The following is a 19,136-nucleotide window of genomic DNA, read 5'->3' on the forward strand; positions in this document are numbered from 1 at the left end:
GATTCCTCTCATCCTACATAATCTAGTTGGACACCGTTTTTAATGACTGTGTCAATCGTCCCTCCACCTAGGCATTCTTCCCCATCATAAAAGACGACTGCTTGACCTGGAGTAATCGCTCTAACCGGTTGTGCAAAAGTGACTGTCGCAGTATTGTTTTCACCTAAAAGGACAGTGACGTCGGTATCCGGTTGTCTGTAACGAAATTTTGCAGTACATGAAAAAGTGTCCGGTAAGTCTCTTGCGGTTGCAAAGCTTATTTGAATGGCTGTTAAGCTATCCGAGTAGAGGGCATCATTATGGAATCCTTGTCCGACGAGCAAAGCGTTGTCCGCTAAATCTTTTCCAAGAACAAACCAAGGATCCCCTGCTCCACCGATTCCGAGACCGTGCCGTTGACCAATTGTATAATACATCAGTCCATCGTGTTTGCCGACAACTTCTCCATCCATTGTTTTCATATCACCAGGTTGAGCGGGCAAGTATTGGGAAAGAAATTCTTTGAAATTACGCTCCCCGATGAAACAGATGCCTGTTGAATCTTTTTTCTTCGCAGTTGCTAGTCCGGCCTTTTCAGCAATCAATCGTACTTCTGATTTGTCAAGGGAGCCAATTGGGAACATCACTTTTTGTAATTGCTCTTGATTTAACTGGTTCAAGAAGTACGTTTGATCTTTGTTTTCATCTTTCCCTCGCAACATTGCAACACCGTTATCTGTTTCCACAACTTGCGCATAATGGCCTGTTGCCAAGAAATCAGCACCTAAACTCATCGCATGATCGAGGAAAGCTTTAAATTTAATTTCTTTATTGCACATCACATCAGGGTTTGGTGTCCGTCCTGCTTTATATTCTTCAAGGAAATAGGTAAACACTTTGTCCCAATATTGTTGTTCAAAATTGACTGCATAATAAGGGATACCAATATCGTTACAAACTTTAATGACATCTTCGTAATCTTCGGTCGCCGTACATACGCCGAATTCATCTGTGTCATCCCAGTTTTTCATGAAAATACCGATGACATCATAGCCTTGCTCTTTTAAAAGTAATGCAGCAACAGAAGAATCGACACCTCCGGACATCCCGACAACTACGCGGGTTTCTGCTTTCGATTTAGTTGTTGTTCTCATTTATATTCATCCTTTATCCGTTCATTTCACTAGACGTTTAACAATCGTTGCTGTTGTAGTAGCTGCACGCCGCACCAGGTCTTCATCCAATCCTAAGCCAAAACTGAATCGTACCGAATTTCTTAGCTTTGAAGACTTGTTCCCGTACATCGCTGACAGAACATGAGACGGTTCAAGTGATCCTGCCGTGCAAGCAGAACCACTTGATACAGCAATTCCTGCCATGTCCATGTTGACGAGTAACGACTCGATATCTGTACCTGGAAAACTGATATTGAAGAGGTGTGGTAATCGGTGCGCTCGTTGGGCATTCAATTCAAATTGGATTCCCTCTTCGGTAAAAACAGCTTGTATGAGCTGTTTGTAGCGTTCATACGTTTTTTGGTTGTTCTCCATATCAACCTGAGCAATATGAACCGCTTTAGCAAATGCGGCAATGGCGGGCACATTTTCAGTCCCCGCTCGTCTCTTCCGTTCCTGCTCTCCGCCAAATAATAAGGGGTGAGTAGTGATCCCCTTTCGTTGATAAAGAAAGCCAACTCCTTTCGGCCCATTCAACTTATGAGCGGATGCACTGAGCAAGTCTACTTGTAATTCTTGTACATCTAAGGGCGCAATACCGTACGCTTGGACAGCGTCGGTGTGGAAAATTGCTTGATGTCCTTTGAGCAGTTCTCCAATTTCTTGAATCGGTTGGATGGAACCAACTTCATTGTTCCCGTACATAATCGTAACGAGAATCGTATTCTCCGTTAATGCATCTTTTACTTGCTCTACAGCAATTACACCGTCTTCATTCACAGGTAAATACGTCACTTGAAAACCTGTTTTCTCCAGTTCCTGGCAGGCGTGTAAGACGGCATGGTGCTCGATGGTTGTTGTAATAATGTGATTACCTTTCTCCTTCATTGCACTCGCAGTTCCAAAAATTGCAATGTTATCAGCTTCCGTACCACCTGAAGTGAAAATAATTTCATTTGGCTCCGCTTGTAAGCTCAGAGCAATTTCCTTACGAGCGTCATCGATCCATTTTCTAGCTAAACGTCCGTATTGATGAATACTCGAAGGGTTGCCGAATACTTTATCCATCGCTTCAATGTATGTTGACCGTACTTCCGGATGTACAGGTGTAGTTGCAGCATGATCCATATAGATTGTTTGCATGAGTAAACTCCTTTATTGAAACCGTTTAAATGTAATACATATATCCGTCATTTGTAGTAGATTCTTCTGCATCGACGAGATCTTGGATCGTTGTCGTGTCAAGAACTTCTCGAATTGCATCCCCAATCCGATTCCATAATGATTGTTGAGGGATATTTCCTTCTTCAATCCCTTCAACAACTTGGATAGGACCTTCTAATAACCGAATGATGTCCCCTGCTGTAATGTCTGTTGGCGGTTTGGAAAGTTTATAGCCGCCATAAGCACCACGAACACTTGTTACGAGACCACTGTTTCGCAATACCGGAATGAGTTGCTCAAGATACGCATCAGACAAATCATGCTCTTCGGCAATTTTCCGTAAAGGCATTGGACCTTCACCATATTTCTTTCCAAGTGCAACAATCATTGTAAGGCCATAGCGGCCTCTCGTTGAAATTCTCATGTATAACCAACGTCCTTTTCAATAAGTACAAAACATTATAGCATAATTGAAGGTTGGCTTCCTGCAAATGACTTCTCGGTTTTCTTTGTGTATAATGGTGGAACGGATGTACGTACGGGGAGTGAATAGTTTGCACAACGAACCATTAGCTTTTAGAATGCGACCACGAACAATTGACGAGATTGCCGGTCAACAACATATTATCGGAAAAGATACAGCCCTTTACCGGTTAGTTCGTAAAGGGCATGTCCCTTCCATGCTACTGTACGGCGAACCGGGTATCGGCAAAACCTCTTTAGCGTATGCAATTGCCGGCACTAGCGACTTACCGTTCATCGCACTGAATGCAACAGTTTCCGGTAAAAAAGATGTCGAGGAAGTTGTTGCAGAAGCTCGGATAACAGGAAAAGTCATTTTGTTTTTGGATGAAATCCACCGTTTTAATAAATTGCAACAAGACACGTTGTTACCACATGTTGAAAAGGGATCAATCGTGCTAATCGGTGCAACAACCGAAAATCCTTTCCACGACGTGAATCCTGCCATTCGTTCACGGTGCGGGGAGATTTTACAGCTCAAACGATTGGAAACCGAAGATGTTGTCAAGTTGTTGAAACGTGCCATCCACGATGTTGAGCGAGGTCTTGGGAAAACGCCTATTGCCATTACGGACGAGCAAGTCGAAAAGATAGCAGGCGGTGTGAACGGAGATGCTCGAAAAGCACTCACATTACTCGAGTCAATCGTATCAGCGAGTGATGAGGAAGACGGAATAATTGTTATTGAAGATTGGCTCATCGAAAACTTAATTGGCAGAATTGGACTCGTTGGCGATAAAAAAGGATCTCATCATTACAACTTGCTCTCTGCATTGCAAAAGTCTGTGCGTGGAAGTGATGTGAATGCAGCGATCTTCTACTTGGCTAATCTGCTTGAAACCGGCGACTTGATTGCTGTTTCAAGACGGCTTCTCGTCATGGCGTACGAAGATATCGGTTTAGCAGCACCCGAAGTTGGTCCACACGTACTTGCAGCGACGGATGCCGCTATTCGATTAGGCATGCCCGAAGCGCGTATCCCACTTGCGAACGCGGTCATCGAAATGTGTCTCGCATCAAAGTCCAATTCAGCATATAAAGCAATGGATGCAGCAATCCGCGCCATCAACGAAGGGAAAACAGGTGACATCCCCCTCCACTTGCGTGATACGCATTACGCTGGAGCTGCTGAACTCGGCCACGGTGGGTATCAATATCCTCATGATACCCCAATTGGATCTTTCGGCGGCTGGGTAAATCAACAATACCTCCCAGACAAATTGAAAGACGTAGAATTTTACGAACCTGTTATCGCGGGTGAGGAGAAGAAACTCGCAGGGATTTATGAACGGTTAAAGGAATTCAGACAAAGAAAATAAAAAAACACATCCTGTCTATTTTGTGTACAGGATGTGTTCTTTTTTTATAAAATATATTGATCCATTTTCAAAACAAGTTCAGCAATTCCCGGTTTACTTACTTGATCATTCGCACCAACGTTTTCACCTTTATGTTTTAATTCATCCGTAATCAATGATGAGAAAATAATGACTGGCAACATGGCAAGCTGTTCGTTTTCACGGATACGTTTTGTGAAATGATGACCATCCATTTGTGGCATTTCAATATCTGTAATAACAAGTTGGACAACTTCTTGTGCCTTCTGACCTGAAGCGACGGCATTTTCCAAATACGCCAAAGCATCTTTTCCGTTCTCAAAGAACTCGATGTTTGCATAACCTGCTTCGGTAAGCGTATCATTTAACAATTTACGCAACAAAGGAGAGTCTTCCGCAACAAGTATACGTTTGTCAGACCGCTCGCGTACACCAAGTTTCTTCACTTCTTCGACACGGATTCCACTCTCAGGATTTATGTCCAGGACAATTTTTTCGAAGTCTAGTAGCAACAGCATATCTTCCGATCGTTTAATTACACCGATCACTTGTGTCGTATCACCTGAATAGAGGTCTGCGGGTTTTTCAATTTGATCCCATGATACCCGATGAATTTGTGATACATCTTGCACATGGAAAACTACTTGTTGTTGATTAAACGCAGCGACGATGTATTTACCTTCATTTTTTCCAATTGTCTTCGGTAAGCCCATAACGGTTTCCATATCAATGACAGGCAATACGTCCCCACGCAATTGGATTATCCCTTCAATTGAAGGATGTGCATGTGGAATGATTGTGATTGGAGTAGGTAAAATGATTTCTTTTACTTTAATCACATTAATGCCATATCGATTATTGCCAATTTCAAATTCAACGATTTCAATTTCGTTCGTACCACTTTCCAATAATATGCCGTCTTGTCTTTGCATCATTTCCAGTCCTCTCATCGTAACTAGCAGTGGATTTATAACTTTCTTCCTTACATATCACAAGAACAATTCTATGTATTATGACCCATATTCATATTGTAGCAGTTCCCTCCCCTTTCAACAAGTGACTTATTTCTAACAAACTATGGTATAGTAAGAGGTAGACACAAATACATATGATCACTGGGGGAGCCTATTGGCTGAGAAGAGGAAACTCTGACCCTTTGAACCTGATTCGGTTAATACCGACGGAGGGAAGTGGCGAGTTCATCTTATCTATGCACATGACCGCTTTTTCCAGTGGTCTTTTTTTGTGCAATTCAAACATTTGAAGGAGAGATGGAGAATGAACATTGCAGAACAAGTGGTAGTCGTTACGGGAGGTAGTCGAGGATTAGGAAAAGCAGTGGTCCAAGCATTTGCCCGCGAAGGTGCAAAAGTGATCGTAAACTATTATAAAAGCGCCGACCAAGCAGAAGAGCTCGTTCGCTCAATTGGCAAAGAAAAAGCGGTCGCAATACAAGCAGATATCCGAAGTGAAGAAGATGTCAAAAGAATGTTTGAGGAAGGTAAAAGATTTTTCGGGAAACCTATCACAACGATTGTTAATAATGCCCTTGTCAATTTTTCGTTCAATGGAGATGCGAGGAAAGATCTCGAAACAATTGGATGGCAAGATTTTCAATGTCAATTTGAAGGAAGTGTCAAAGCGACTCTTAATACGTTACAAGCAGCGAGAAAAGATATGGAATCCCTGCAGTTCGGTCGCATTATTACAATCGGCACAAATTTATTTCAAAACCCTGTCGTCCCATACCATGAATACAATACGAGTAAGGCAGCGTTGCTCGGTTTAACGAGGAACATTGCAAAAGAACTAGGGGCATACGGCATCACTGCTAATATGGTGTCTGGTGGGTTGTTACATAAGACGGACGCAAGTGCAGCAACACCTGATGCTGTCTTTGACATCATTAAAGCAAGCACCCCTTTACAACAAGTGACAACACCAGAAGACGTGGCGGACGCAATCTTATTTTTCGCATCCCCATGGAGCCGCGCAGTGACAGGCCAAAACTTAATTGTGGACGGCGGACTAGTCATGAACTAATTACACATGTGACTACAGGATTTCAAAAGCATAAAAAAACTGCATGAAACCAAGTTTGTGTAACTTCGTTTCGTGCAGTTTTATTTTTTCTTCTCTATATTTTGTGAAACTTACTTACTGTCGTTCACTCTTTCAATCGGCAAGTCCTTAACAATATCGTTAAGCACCCAGCTTGCACAAACCAATCCCGCTACTGATGGCACGAAAGCATTCGATGAGGGCGGCATTTTTGCTTTCCGTATAGCGGCATCCGGATTCCCTACCGTTCCAACAACATCTTCACGTACAACAATCGGACTTTCATCAGAAAAAACAACCGGGACGCCTTTTCGAATGCCCTCTTTTCGTAATCGGAGGCGAATGACTTTGGCAATTGGGTCGGTGTGCGTTTTAGAAATGTCTGCAATTTGAAAACGAGTAGGATCTAATTTATTTGCTGCGCCCATGCTGGAAATAATTTGTATTCCACGTTGTAAACATTCTTTAATAAGGTGAATTTTGTAACTAATTGTATCGGAAGCGTCAATGACATAGTCAGGTTCATAACTGAAAAAGGTTTCGTACGTTTCCTCCGTATAAAACATATGAAGACCAACTACTTCACAGTCTTTATTAATATCCGCTATCCGTTCTTGCATCACTTCCACTTTTGAACGACCAACCGTCGACAACGTCGCAATCAATTGCCGATTTACGTTTGTAATGTCGACAGTATCCTTATCTACGAGAATGATTCTTCCAACTCCACTGCGTGCACAAGCTTCTGCAGCAAACGAACCGACACCACCTACACCTAAAATGGCAACCGTCTTGTTGCGCATACGCTCAAGTCCTTCTTTGCCTATCGCGAGCTCATTACGGGAAAATTGATGGAGCATGACAATTCCGCCTTTCTTCTATGAATCAAGTAAAAACCCCTCCGCAAGATCGCAAGAGGGGAATATGGGTAAATCCGTATAATATCGGTTGAGACGAATCCCAAATGTGCCGTCTTATCGTTATCGTTTTGAACCCGCTCTCAGCAGGTGGGTGCCCAATCCACTCTTTCTGAAGTCCCCCTAAAGGGCAGGTCATCTAGAGTGAAATTAGAGCTCCCTACGACAAAAATGTTGGGTCAAAAATTGATGAACATAAAACGTACACTTCAGGATTCGTATTACTAGTATCCTATCATATCACTCCTGCCGATTCAACAATTACACTTCGGCAATTTGTTCCTTTTTCAACAAACTACTCACTTCGATTGGATAGCGATTCCTAACTCTGCTAGCTGTGCTCCATCAACAGAGCTTGGTGCTTCTGTCAATAAACAACTCGCACTTGCTGTTTTCGGGAATGCAATCGTATCGCGTAAATTCGTCGCGCCCGCCAACAACATGACAAGGCGGTCCAAACCGAATGCAATGCCCCCATGAGGTGGTGTTCCGTATTCAAATGCATCGAGAAGGAAACCGAATTGCTCACGTGCTTGCTCCGCTGTGAAGCCTAATGCCTTGAACATCTTCTCTTGAACATCACGTTGATAAATACGCAGCGATCCTCCACCGAGTTCAAAACCATTTAGCACAAGGTCATACGCTTGCGCTTTTACCGCGCTCGGATTTGTTTCTAGTTCCTCAACATCTGCAGGCATCGTGAATGGATGATGTGCAGCATAGTAGCGACCTTCTTCTTCGTCATATTCAAACAACGGCCAATCTGTCACCCAAAGGAAATTATATTGCGACTCATCAATCAAGCCTAAGTCTTTCCCTAATTTCAAACGTAATGCACCGAGTGCGTCTGCGACAACAGATTTTTTATCTGCAACGAACAACAATAAGTCGCCGTCTTCCGCTTGTACTGTTTGAATAAGCGCTTCAGCTAATTCGCCTTCAAAGAACTTTGCGATCGGACCTTTCAATCCTTCTGCATCGACTTTCAACCAAGCAAGCCCTTTCGCGCCGTATCGAGCCGCAAATTCACCAAGAGCATCAATGTCTTTTCGTGAATAGTTCGCTGCTGCTCCTTTGACTGTGATTGCCTTCACTTGGCCACCAGATTCCACTGCTCCTGCAAACACTTTAAAGGATGAATCTTTCACAAGTTCGGACACATCTTGTAGTTCCATGCCAAAGCGCGTATCTGGTTTATCCGAACCGAAACGACTCATCGCTTCGTCGTAAGGAATGCGTTTGAAAGGTGTTTCTACGTCGATTCCCTTTACATTCTTCATCACTTTTTTCATGAGGCGCTCATTTAACTCAATAATTTCTTCAATGGTCATGAAACTCATTTCCATATCAATTTGCGTGAACTCAGGTTGACGGTCTGCTCGTAAATCTTCATCACGGAAACAACGGGCAATTTGGTAATAACGATCAAAACCGGACACCATCAGCATCTGTTTAAACAACTGAGGGGATTGTGGCAATGCATAAAATTCGCCATCATGTACTCGGCTTGGTACTAAGTAATCACGTGCCCCTTCAGGTGTAGATTTCGTCAAGATTGGTGTCTCAACTTCTAGGAAACCTTCATCATCCAAGAAGTTGCGAACAGTTTTCGTAATATCTGAACGCATTTTAAACACGCGTGCCAATTGAGGTCTACGTAAATCAAGATAACGGTACTTAAGACGTGTCTCTTCATTCACATCTGTATCATCTTCAATCATAAATGGCGGCGTCTTCGCTTCGTTAATGATATGGACATTTTCGATGTGCACTTCGATTGAACCGGTAGGGATTTTATGATTTTTTTGTTTCTCTTCACGTTCCACTACTTTTCCACTAACCTCAACGACAAACTCACTTCGAATTTTTTCAGCAATTGCAAGCGCATCTTGTGAAAAATCCGGATTAAAGACAATTTGTACAATTCCTGTACGGTCGCGTAAATCTACGAAAATGAGTCCACCTAAATCGCGCCTTTTTTGCACCCATCCTTTAAGGGTTACCTTCTGCCCTATTACTTCTTCTGTCATTTGTCCGCAATAATGAGTCCGTTGCATACTGTTCATCAACCTTCCTTATCTCAACTTTTCTAACAATGTGTCAATAACTGTTGCATCTGTAATTTTCTCTTGCGTGCCGTCTGCCATATTCTTTACTTGCACGACGCCATTATTCACTTCATCTTCCCCGATTACAATGACTGCTTTCGCATTGAATCTGTCTGCAGACTTCATCTGCCCTTTCATTTTCCGATCCAAATAATCCATATCTGCACGGATGCCAGCATTGCGAAGTTGCTGTAACAATACAAACCCTTTTTCATGAGCGGCCTTTTCAAGCGTTACGACATAGACATCTAATTGGGCATCTTCCGTAAAGCTCTTGCCCTCTGCTTCCATCGCAAGCAATAAGCGTTCAATACTCATTGCATACCCTACACCAGGTGACGGAGGACCACCAATTTCTTCAGCGACTCCGTTATATCTACCGCCACCGCAAAGTGTCGTAATTGCCCCAAATCCATCAGCAGTACTCATTATTTCAAACGCCGTGTGATTATAGTAGTCAAGGCCTCTTACTAAGTTCGGGTCTAACTCATAATCTATACCAATTGCGTCCAAATAGCGTTTCACTTGTTCAAAATAGGTTGCCGACTCTTCATTCAAATAATCCGTCAAAGATGGTGCGGTTGCCATTAACGGATGTTCACGGTCAACTTTACAATCAAGGATCCGTAACGGATTTTTCGCAAGACGAGACTGGCAATCGGAACAAAGTTCATCGATTTTTGGCGTAAAGTGCGCAACAAGCGCTTCTCGGTGAGCCGTCCTTGATTCTTTATCTCCTAACGAATTGAGCACAAGTTTGACATCCTTCAAGCCGACTCGTTTGTACATTTCCATCGCTAATGAAATGACTTCCGCATCAATGGCTGGATCCGCACTACCGATCGCTTCCACACCGAATTGTACGAATTGACGGTACCTCCCAGCTTGCTGACGTTCATATCTAAACATAGGACCTTGATAGTAAAGCTTTACCGGCTGGTCCGGATAACCGAACATTTTATTTTCCACATATGAACGTACAACGGGTGCCGTTCCTTCTGGACGAAGCGTCATAGACCGGTCTCCACGATCTTTGAATGTATACATTTCTTTTGTTACGATATCCGTCGTATCACCAACCGTCCGTTGAAAGAGTTCAGTTTGTTCGAAAATTGGCGTTCGGATTTCTTTGTAGCGATACATGTCACAAACTTCACGGATAATGGCCTCTACTCTTTGCCATTTCCACGATTCTGCAGGCAAAATGTCTTGCGTTCCTCTTGGTACTTTAAAATTCATTTGACTTCCCCTCCCATATACTGTTAGATGCAGAAATACAAAAAAGCCCCCATCCCTTGTTTGCACAAGGGACGAGAGCTAAGTTAAGCTTCCGCGGTTCCACCCAAATTGGTACAGAAATCGTACCCACTCGTATCCGGATAACGGCCGGTTCCGTCCATACCTACTAGAAATCGTTCAGCATGGAGCTTCAATGGTGTTGTTCACTTTATCCGTCTGTAGGATGAATTTCAGCCACGTTCATCCCTCTCTTGTCAGTCTGCAATACAGTTACTTTCCATATCATTAGCTTTGTTTACGACGTAAACGCAATTCAGTTAAACATTATCTTAATCATTGATTGGCAAAGTGTCAACCTTTTTCATTTCACTATGGTTTTTTCCGACAAAAACTTCTACAATGAAACTAAGGGAGAGTGATAGATTGTCTACATTAATGAAATGGGTGCTCGCATTCATCCTGCTAATTTCAATTTTTCATAACACACCATCTGTTTTAGCAGGTGGAGAAACCGTGACAATCAATACGCAATCGTTGAATGTGCGGTCTGGCCCAGGTCTTACATACCCTGTAGTCGCCTCCTTAAAAAAAGGGGACAAGGCAGAAATAGTATCTTCATCCGGCGACTGGTATAAAATTCAGTTGAACTCCGGTACTGGCTGGGTTGCTTCATGGCTCGTGTTGAAAAACGGTGTTTCTGAATCCGTTCAAGGAACAGCAGTTTCAAAAGTAGATTCCTTAAACATACGAACAGAACCTACGCTGAATGCTGCTGTAATCGGTAAACTATCAGCGGGTGAAACCGTTACGGTCACTGGCAGACAAGGACAATGGGTTTCTATCTCACGAAACGGATCACAAGGATGGGTACATACGGATTACATTTCTTCAGTTACTCAACAAACAAACGGAAAAACAATTGAAACAAAAAATGCTCAACAATTTACTGTGTCTGTCAATGCATTGAACGTCCGTAAAGAAGCGGGTCTCTCTTCTAAGGTAATAGGACAAGTACACGAAGGCGACGCTTACCCTGTTGATGCGATTGACGGAAATTGGGTCCGCATTTCAATGGGGAAAGATGGGTACGGTTGGGTATACACTTTCCATGGCACACTTGGACCAAAGAAAACTAAATCGGAAACGGCTTCAACAACAAAGCAAGTTACGGTATTGACAAATGGGACAAATATCCGGTCCTCTGCAACTACTTCTTCCACCATTGTCACACGTGCAGATGCAGGTGATCGTTTGACGGTTACGGGTGAAGAGGGAGATTGGTATCATGTGACCTTGCCTTCAGGACAGTCTGCTTATATTGCTAAATGGGTTGTTTCTACAGGGAATGTATCGCAAGCAAATATGACAACCGATAAACCAGTAGAAAAAAGAGTACCAGGGACATTAAAAGGGTTAACAATTGCCATCGACGCCGGGCATGGAGGACATGACAGAGGAACAACTGGCGCTCAAGGGACTGACGAAAAGTACTTAACACTTAAAACCGCTGAATTGTTAGCAGGAAAACTCCGTGCAGCGGGTGCGAATGTCGTAATGACACGAGAATCCGATACGTATATCGCCTTAAGGAAACGGACGACCATCAGCAAAACGGCAGATGCAGATGCTTTCATCAGCTTGCATTATGATGCAAATCCAGATACCTCGATCACGGGTTTTACAACTTACTACACGCATTCGAATCAAAAGCAATTGGCTACATTCATTAATGATGGGCTTGCCAATAACATCAATTTACGAAACCGCGGCGCACAACCCGCAAACTTTTTAGTCCTCCGAGAAAATCGGAAAAACTCGATCTTAATTGAACTAGGCTTCCTTTCTAACCCTTCAGAAGAGCGAGTGCTCATCACAGAAAAATTTCGCGAGCAAGCTACTCACGGGATTTATAAAGGATTGCTAGCGTATTTTGATGAGCAATGAAGAACTTTACTATTTTATTTAGCTTTATAAAAGTATTAAAGAATGAAATAATCACTAGAAAAGCGCGTGGAGCCAAGCAATTAAATGCTTGGCTCCATGCGTTTTTAGTAGCTGTTAGGTTTTCTTCGAGGGATAGCTTGTTTTGAGCGCGGCATAACACAAAGGACTTGCACTACCGACGCAATACAAAAAAAATCAAAAAGCGGAATTACACGATGGCAATTCCGCTTTCCGATCCACATCTGCTCATTTCGATTCGACGATAATTGTAACTGGACCATCGTTTACTAGCTCAACATCCATCATAGCTCCGAAAATACCTGTTTCAACATGTAAACCACATTCGCGTAAACACTCATTGAAATAGTCCCATAATGGTTTTGCAGCTTCGGGTCTTGCCGCTTCAATGAAACTCGGGCGGCGGCCTTTCTTCACATCACCATACAATGTAAATTGCGAAACCGATAGAATTGCGCCATCGATTTCGTCAATTGCACGGTTCATCTTCCCTTCTTCATCTTCCCATAATCGCAAGCCTGCGATTTTCTTTGCGACATATGCCGCGTCGTCTTCAGTATCTTCATGTGTGATGCCCACGAGGAGGACATACCCTTTTTCAATCGAGCCGGTCATTTCTCCGTTCACCTTTACGGACGCTTGACCTGAACGTTGTAAAACGACTCTCATCGTAAAACACCTCTCTTGTTGATCAATTACTAAACGTTAATGTATAACGCGCTGCACAGAATAAATATCCCTAATTTGCTTAATGCGCTCAACTATACGATGCAAATGGGCAATATCTGTAATCTTTATCGTCATATTGATTTTAGCCAATTTGTCACGATCCGCTTTGCCACTTACCGCCACCATTGGCGTTTTCGTATCAGCTACCACCATCATCACTTCATTCAGCAAACCTTGACGATCAAACGCAGAAATTTCGATATCTACTTGGAAATCTTTGCTCGTATTATTCGGCTCTACAGCCCATTCAACATCAATGAGACGGTCGCTATCTTCTGCGTCAATATTCGGACAATCCGCTCGATGGACAGAAACACCACGGCCTTTTGTGATAAACCCGACAATATCATCACCCGGAATTGGGTTACAGCATTTCGAAAGTCGAATTAGCAAGTTTTCCAGTCCCCGAACGATAACACCTGATTCGGTTGTGCGCACTGGATGTGTCGCTTTCATATCCGAGACAATTTTATCGATTGTATCTTGCTGTTCACGCTCTTTACGAATTTTCTCCGCTAGTCGATTGACGACTTGCTGAGCAGTAATGCCGTTCGAACCGACTGCCGCATACATGTCCTCTTCAGATGTAAAGCTGAATTTATCAATGACCCGTTGTATATTTTCAGTCGTTAACACTGCTTTACTGTCAAATTCCTGGAGCTTAATCTCTTTTTCGACCATTTCAGAACCTTTGACAATATTCTCTTCACGCAACTGTTTTTTGAAAAACTGACGGATTTTATTTCTTGCTTGAGAAGTATTGGCAAGCTTCAACCAATCACGACTCGGTCCAAATGATTGTTTCGATGTGAGGATTTCGACAATGTCGCCAGTTACCAATTCTGTATCTAGCGGAACCATTTTGCCATTTACTTTGGCGCCAATCGTCCGATTCCCAACTTCCGAATGGACGCGGTATGCAAAGTCGATCGGTACGGATCCTTTCGGTATTTCAATGACATCTCCATCCGGCGTAAAGACATACACCATATCCGAGAATAAATCGAACTTTAAGGATTCCATAAATTCTTCTGCATTTGATGATTCGTTTTGGAATTCGAGTATTTCCCTGAACCATTTCAGTTTAGAATCAATATTATCCGGTTTTTCGGATACAGTTTTTCCTTCTTTGTATGCCCAATGAGCAGCGACCCCGTATTCAGCAATCCGGTGCATCTCTTCCGTACGAATTTGGATTTCTAACGGATCGCCCGCAGGTCCAACGACAGTCGTATGAATGGACTGATACAAATTCTGTTTAGGCATGGCAATATAATCTTTAAATCGTCCAGGCATCGGTTTCCATAACGTATGGATAATGCCAAGTACTGCATAACAGTCTTTAATGCTTTTGACGATAATACGGATGGCAAGCAAGTCATAGATTTCGTTAAATTCTTTTTTCTGTAAAATCATTTTGCGATAGATGGAATACAGATGTTTTGGGCGGCCATTGATTTCGGCTTCGATCTCCATGTCCTTTATTTCATCACGAATTACGTCCATCACATTTAACAAATACTTTTCACGTTCGTCCCGCTTTTTCTTCATCATATTAACGATTCGATAGTACTGCTGAGGATTCAAATACCGAAGTGCAGTGTCTTCAAGCTCCCACTTAATCGTGGAAATTCCTAAACGATGTGCCAACGGAGCGAAAATATCCAAAGTTTCAGCAGCTACCCGCCGTTGCTTTTCTTCTTTGACATGTTTCAATGTCCGCATATTATGCAGGCGGTCAGCAAGCTTAATGAGGATGACTCTGATATCTCTCGCCATCGCTATAAACATCTTTCGGTGATTCTCTGCCTGTTTTTCTTCGTTCGATTTGAATTTTAGCTTTTCGAGTTTTGTCACGCCATCTACAAGCATGGCAACCTCTTCACCAAAATCGTTAATAATATCTTCTCTTGAGACATTTGTATCTTCCACAACGTCATGTAGGAATCCGGCAGCTACAGTTGACGGGTCCATTTGTAGTTCAGCTAAAATGCCCGCTACTTGTATCGGGTGAAGAATATAAGGCTCCCCTGAACTTCTAAATTGTCCTTCATGGGCAATTTTCGCCGATTCATATGCCTTCTTGACGAACGCGACATGCTGTTCATTCATATAGGAGGCAATTAATTCAAATATTTCTTCTGCCGTCATGTCACGGTTCTTCGCCATTTTATGACTCCTTTCGACTATTTCCGCAAAAAAATTAAAGATAATTCTATTGTATGTATAAATGCCATCGAATGTAAAGTACTTATCGGAAAAAAAGCGTCCTAATCAGCTAGACGACCCATTTCCGTCACAATGAAATATGAAAAACGCGTGAAACCAAATGTCTATCTTCTTGGTTTCACGCGTTTATATACAGTATGTGCAGATGACAGCAGATGCACTTAATACGTCATGAGTGCTTGGACATTGTAGCCTTTTAGTTTGTCTCGACCATTTAAATAGGTCAATTCAATCAAGAAAGCACATCCAGCAACGACACCACCTAGCTTTTCCACAAGTTCTACCGTCGCACCGACTGTACCACCAGTTGCAAGCAAGTCGTCGACGATTAGCACGCGTTGTCCAGGTTTGATTGCGTCTTTGTGAATCGTTAAAGAGTCTTTGCCATATTCCAAGTCATACTCGACTGCAATCGTTTCCCTTGGCAATTTACCAGGCTTGCGGACTGGTGCAAAGCCGATTTCCAACGCATAGGCGACTGGACAGCCGATAATGAATCCCCTTGCTTCTGGACCAACAATGATGTCTACGCCAAGTTCTTTTGCATATTCAACAATTTGATCTGTCGCATATTTATACGCTTCACCATTATCCATAATGGTTGTTATATCTTTAAAACTAATTCCTTCTTTCGGATAATCCGGTACAATTGTTACAAAGCTCTTTAAATCCATAATTGTTCCTCCCTATTGGCTGTCTCTTGGAAAATTTCATCAAACCATTTTTTCAATTCCATATAAGATGCATATACAAGCATTTTTTCGAGTTCAATTTGCTGCTCCCGTTGCCGATAGGAAGGAGCTGCAGAAAGACTTTTTTTCTCAGCATTGTCTATGACATTTGCAACACCATTCTCTATCTTAACAAATCCTAGCTCAGAAAACACCTTTGTCATGAAATATAGTATGTCAATTTTCCACCCTCTATGTTTGGATAATTGCTGGCCTTGATTACGCACATCGAAACTCCCACGCTTTTTCAAGAAACTATAATACCAACCGAATTGTTCGCGGTTAGGCATTCCTTCAAAATACTTGGATTCAGGCAAATGGAAATGAGCATAAATACGTTTAGGGTTGGTAGCTAATAAAACCGTCTTCAATTGTTCCAAGTCTGTCGGAACATCCAATACTATTACATGATCGATTTCTTTATATGCTTCTCTACCATATAGATGGATTGGACGATCTGGCATACGCTTTTGGTATTGCTCGATAGTCGATTCCTGAAATGCGATGTAGAGAGCACTCTTTGCCGGAATGATGGAAGCCCAACGAGTCGGTTCGTGAATACCACGCAAATCAAATAATTGTCGGTCATTCGATTGAAGATCTTGTAGTAACAATTGGGGTTTCTTCCGACCATTCCATTCGTTCACTTGCAAATCTCCCGTAACGGATAATTTAGCACCCGGACTAATCTCATCAGCAATCGCCCCATTGCCAAATCCGATAACATCTAGCGTATTTGCTCCATCCGTCAACTCGAGCTTCAAATGATTCTTTGCAGCTCCAATTTTTCGGATGGATGAAGCAGAAAGGTTTTCAATGAGAAAAACGGGCTTTTCAAAAGACATGCCAAAAGGACGCAGGTGTTCTAATTCTTCAAGGACTTCAACGTCTATCTCTTCAATCGTTAACGGTACATCAATCTGTAGAGTTGGCGTGAGTAATGCATCCGTTAACTGCATTTTTCCTTGCTCATTCAGATTCTCTCTCAATTGATCTACATCATCAAGTGACAACGACATACCAGCTGCCATTTCATGCCCGCCGAAGTGCGGAAGAATGGATGCGTTTTTAGACAACTCTTTGAATAAATCAAAACCTGCGATACTGCGTCCAGAACCTTTTGCGGTTCCCGTTTCAACATCTACCGATAGTACAATGGAAGGTCGATAATATTTTTCAGTCAACCTGGAAGAGACGATGCCGACTACTCCTGGATTCCATCCTTCCTCTGCTAGAACAATGACATATGGCAGCATGTCGCCATACATTTCCGTCATTGCTTGTTCCGCCTCTTCTGCAATTTGACTCACGATTGCTTGACGTTCTTTATTCAACGTATCAAGCTTTTCTGCTAACGTCATCGCTTCCATTGCATCTGTAGCTTTCAAGAGATGGACTGCATCGTTTGCACTCCCAAGACGTCCAGGTGCATTTAGCCGTGGGCCTATCATGAAACCGAGCGACTCTTCTGAAAGACTTTGTTGCTCGGTTCCACTCACTTTCACAAGCGCTTGAATCGCCGGGCGCTTCGAAGCTCGCATTCTTCTTAACCCTTCTTTAACAATGAATCTGTTTTCATCTTTCAAAGGCACCAAATCTGCTACGGTGCCAATCGCAGCCATTTCATAAAGATCTTCAGGAATTTCACCTAGTAAAGCACAGGCCATTTTAAAAGCGACACCAACCCCTGCCAATTCTCCAAATGGGTACTCTCCCTCTGGATGACGTGGATGAATGATTGCCAATGCATCAGGCATTGTCGGTCCGATTTCATGGTGATCGGTAACGATGACGTCCATCCCTACCGAATTCGCGTATGCGATTGGATCCAAACCAGCTATCCCATTGTCCACTGTAACGATCAGCGACGTGCCAGATGCATGAAGTTGCTTGAATAACTCCGTGTTCGGGCCGTAACCATGCTCAAACCGATTCGGGATTGCAAAGTCTACATGAGCACCAAGCTGTTCCAATGCAGTCGTCAAGACTGTCACACTCGTTACGCCATCGGCATCATAATCACCATACACCGTTATTTTCTCTTGAACTTCAATCGCTTGTCTAATCCGCTCAACAGCTTTGTCCATTTCATGCAGTAAAAACGGATCGTGCAAGTTGGTTTCATTCATATGTAAAAAGGACTTAGCTTGCTCGACATCAGTAAGTCCTCTGGATACTAGGATTTTCGCATGGACTGAAGGTAAGCTAAGGCCGGTCATTAATGCATTAACAGTTTGTTCATCTGGACGATTAATTGTCCACGTTTTAGCCGATTCTATCAATTTGACTCACATCCTTATCTTTCATTATATCGAATAACCCGAGGGACTTAAAGGTAAACCGATAGGAACGGTCTAATGAAAAATATGCTATCCAATAGAAACGAGGCTGGGACATAACATAAAAAAAACTGCATTAAGTAGGCTAATTCGCCGTCATGCAGTTTTTTTATTTTTCCAATGTTTCTTTTCAAATTCTTGAGTGAGTCGGAGCGGAAAAAGGCCGACTCCTGCGGGATTGTAGCGCGAATGTTGAGACCCCGCAGGAAGCGCAGCGGACGAGGAGGCTCAAGCGCGCCCCGCGGAAAGCGTGCCTTTTGGAGCGCAGAGGAACGGTCTATTTAGAGTTTTGTCCCAGCCTCGCTAGCGTCTAATCGTTTGTTTGAATACGATTACTCGGTTCATCTGTTTGCTGATAAGCAGCCAACTCGTTTTGTTGAGTAGCAATTGTAATTTCTTTTGCGGTCATTTCTTTCTTCAGTTCATTAATTTGTCGATTCATCCGTATCGTTTTAATCATCGCCATGAATCCGCTAATTGCTGCACCGAGTAACGCTGTGAATAGGATGATAAGGATTAGCGGTAATTGTGCAGTGCCAAATAGATAGTTTACACGTACTGGTTCCACATTCAATACAGCAAAAAATGCGATGAGAATTGCAAAAAGAATACTTAAAATAATAGCCCATTGTTGCTTCATTTCT

15 protein-coding genes, 1 other RNA gene, 1 riboswitch and 1 other annotated feature are annotated in these 19,136 nt (G+C 42.7%); of the genes, 3 read left to right on the plus strand and 13 right to left on the minus strand.

What is annotated here, in order from left to right; all coding sequences use genetic code 11:
* Positions 1–8: 8 nt before the first annotated feature.
* Genes mnmA through cymR form a run of 3 tightly spaced genes read right to left on the minus strand, consistent with a single transcriptional unit; the run spans position 9 to position 2,742 of the window.
* Positions 9–1,133: a tRNA 2-thiouridine(34) synthase MnmA gene (mnmA, locus tag ACVHUV_RS15090; protein WP_462085151.1), complete on the minus strand. Its 1,125-nt coding sequence runs from the start codon at positions 1,131–1,133 to the stop codon at positions 9–11.
* 21 nt (positions 1,134–1,154) lie between these two features.
* Complete coding sequence (locus tag ACVHUV_RS15095; RefSeq protein ID WP_462085152.1) at positions 1,155–2,297, minus strand: cysteine desulfurase family protein; 1,143 nt, start codon at positions 2,295–2,297, stop codon at positions 1,155–1,157.
* A gap of 25 nt (positions 2,298–2,322) precedes the next feature.
* Positions 2,323–2,742 (minus strand): cysteine metabolism transcriptional regulator CymR, encoded by a 420-nt coding sequence (cymR, locus tag ACVHUV_RS15100; protein WP_371389482.1) that lies wholly within the window; start codon positions 2,740–2,742, stop codon positions 2,323–2,325.
* A 130-nt stretch (positions 2,743–2,872) separates the two neighbouring features.
* On the opposite strand from cymR, the gene ACVHUV_RS15105 reads away from it, so the two are divergent.
* Positions 2,873–4,159 carry a replication-associated recombination protein A gene (locus ACVHUV_RS15105; protein WP_462085153.1) on the plus strand — a complete coding sequence of 429 codons (1,287 nt, stop codon included), beginning with the start codon at positions 2,873–2,875 and terminating at the stop codon, positions 4,157–4,159.
* A gap of 44 nt (positions 4,160–4,203) precedes the next feature.
* On the opposite strand, the gene ACVHUV_RS15110 is transcribed toward ACVHUV_RS15105, so the two are convergent.
* Positions 4,204–5,109, minus strand: coding sequence for a chemotaxis protein (locus ACVHUV_RS15110; RefSeq protein WP_462086924.1), 906 nt, complete (start codon positions 5,107–5,109; stop codon positions 4,204–4,206).
* A gap of 175 nt (positions 5,110–5,284) precedes the next feature.
* Positions 5,285–5,383, plus strand: a riboswitch (TPP riboswitch).
* Between the two features lie 72 nt (positions 5,384–5,455).
* Here ACVHUV_RS15110 and ACVHUV_RS15115 point away from each other — a divergent pair.
* Positions 5,456–6,220: a 3-oxoacyl-ACP reductase gene (locus ACVHUV_RS15115; RefSeq protein WP_462085154.1), complete on the plus strand. Its 765-nt coding sequence runs from the start codon at positions 5,456–5,458 to the stop codon at positions 6,218–6,220.
* A gap of 110 nt (positions 6,221–6,330) precedes the next feature.
* On the opposite strand, the gene ACVHUV_RS15120 is transcribed toward ACVHUV_RS15115, so the two are convergent.
* From ACVHUV_RS15120 to hisS, 4 genes are all read right to left on the minus strand, one after another.
* Positions 6,331–7,098, minus strand: coding sequence for a tRNA threonylcarbamoyladenosine dehydratase (locus ACVHUV_RS15120; protein WP_462085155.1), 768 nt, complete (start codon positions 7,096–7,098; stop codon positions 6,331–6,333).
* Between the two features lie 93 nt (positions 7,099–7,191).
* A non-coding RNA gene (gene ssrS / locus ACVHUV_RS15125) (6S RNA) lies at positions 7,192–7,374 on the minus strand.
* Positions 7,375–7,454: 80 nt separating this feature from the next.
* Positions 7,455–9,212 carry an aspartate--tRNA ligase gene (gene aspS, locus ACVHUV_RS15130; RefSeq protein ID WP_371389478.1) on the minus strand — a complete coding sequence of 586 codons (1,758 nt, stop codon included), beginning with the start codon at positions 9,210–9,212 and terminating at the stop codon, positions 7,455–7,457.
* An 18-nt stretch (positions 9,213–9,230) separates the two neighbouring features.
* Positions 9,231–10,502 (minus strand): histidine--tRNA ligase, encoded by a 1,272-nt coding sequence (gene hisS / locus ACVHUV_RS15135; protein ID WP_462085156.1) that lies wholly within the window; start codon positions 10,500–10,502, stop codon positions 9,231–9,233.
* A 64-nt stretch (positions 10,503–10,566) separates the two neighbouring features.
* Positions 10,567–10,797 (minus strand) — a binding site (T-box leader).
* Between the two features lie 128 nt (positions 10,798–10,925).
* Between hisS and ACVHUV_RS15140 the strand changes: the two genes are divergently transcribed.
* Complete coding sequence (locus ACVHUV_RS15140) at positions 10,926–12,446, plus strand: N-acetylmuramoyl-L-alanine amidase family protein (RefSeq protein WP_462085157.1); 1,521 nt, start codon at positions 10,926–10,928, stop codon at positions 12,444–12,446.
* Between the two features lie 246 nt (positions 12,447–12,692).
* Here ACVHUV_RS15140 and dtd read toward each other — a convergent pair whose 3' ends face one another.
* From dtd to ACVHUV_RS15165, 5 genes are all read right to left on the minus strand, one after another.
* The gene (dtd, locus tag ACVHUV_RS15145; protein ID WP_317942234.1) at positions 12,693–13,133 is read right to left on the minus strand and encodes a D-aminoacyl-tRNA deacylase; all 441 of its coding nucleotides are present in this window, start codon (positions 13,131–13,133) and stop codon (positions 12,693–12,695) included.
* 36 nt (positions 13,134–13,169) lie between these two features.
* Complete coding sequence (locus ACVHUV_RS15150; RefSeq protein WP_371389474.1) at positions 13,170–15,362, minus strand: RelA/SpoT family protein; 2,193 nt, start codon at positions 15,360–15,362, stop codon at positions 13,170–13,172.
* Positions 15,363–15,583: 221 nt separating this feature from the next.
* Positions 15,584–16,096, minus strand: coding sequence for an adenine phosphoribosyltransferase (locus tag ACVHUV_RS15155; protein ID WP_371389473.1), 513 nt, complete (start codon positions 16,094–16,096; stop codon positions 15,584–15,586).
* Positions 16,087–18,435 carry a single-stranded-DNA-specific exonuclease RecJ gene (gene recJ / locus ACVHUV_RS15160; RefSeq protein WP_462085158.1) on the minus strand — a complete coding sequence of 783 codons (2,349 nt, stop codon included), beginning with the start codon at positions 18,433–18,435 and terminating at the stop codon, positions 16,087–16,089. Before recJ ends, ACVHUV_RS15155 begins: the two co-directional genes overlap by 10 nt.
* 367 nt (positions 18,436–18,802) lie before the next feature.
* Positions 18,803–19,132 carry a LapA family protein gene (locus ACVHUV_RS15165; protein ID WP_317942238.1) on the minus strand — a complete coding sequence of 110 codons (330 nt, stop codon included), beginning with the start codon at positions 19,130–19,132 and terminating at the stop codon, positions 18,803–18,805.
* Between the last annotated feature and the right edge of the window lie 4 nt (positions 19,133–19,136).

The sequence above is a fragment of the Sporosarcina saromensis genome, from assembly GCF_054901285.1.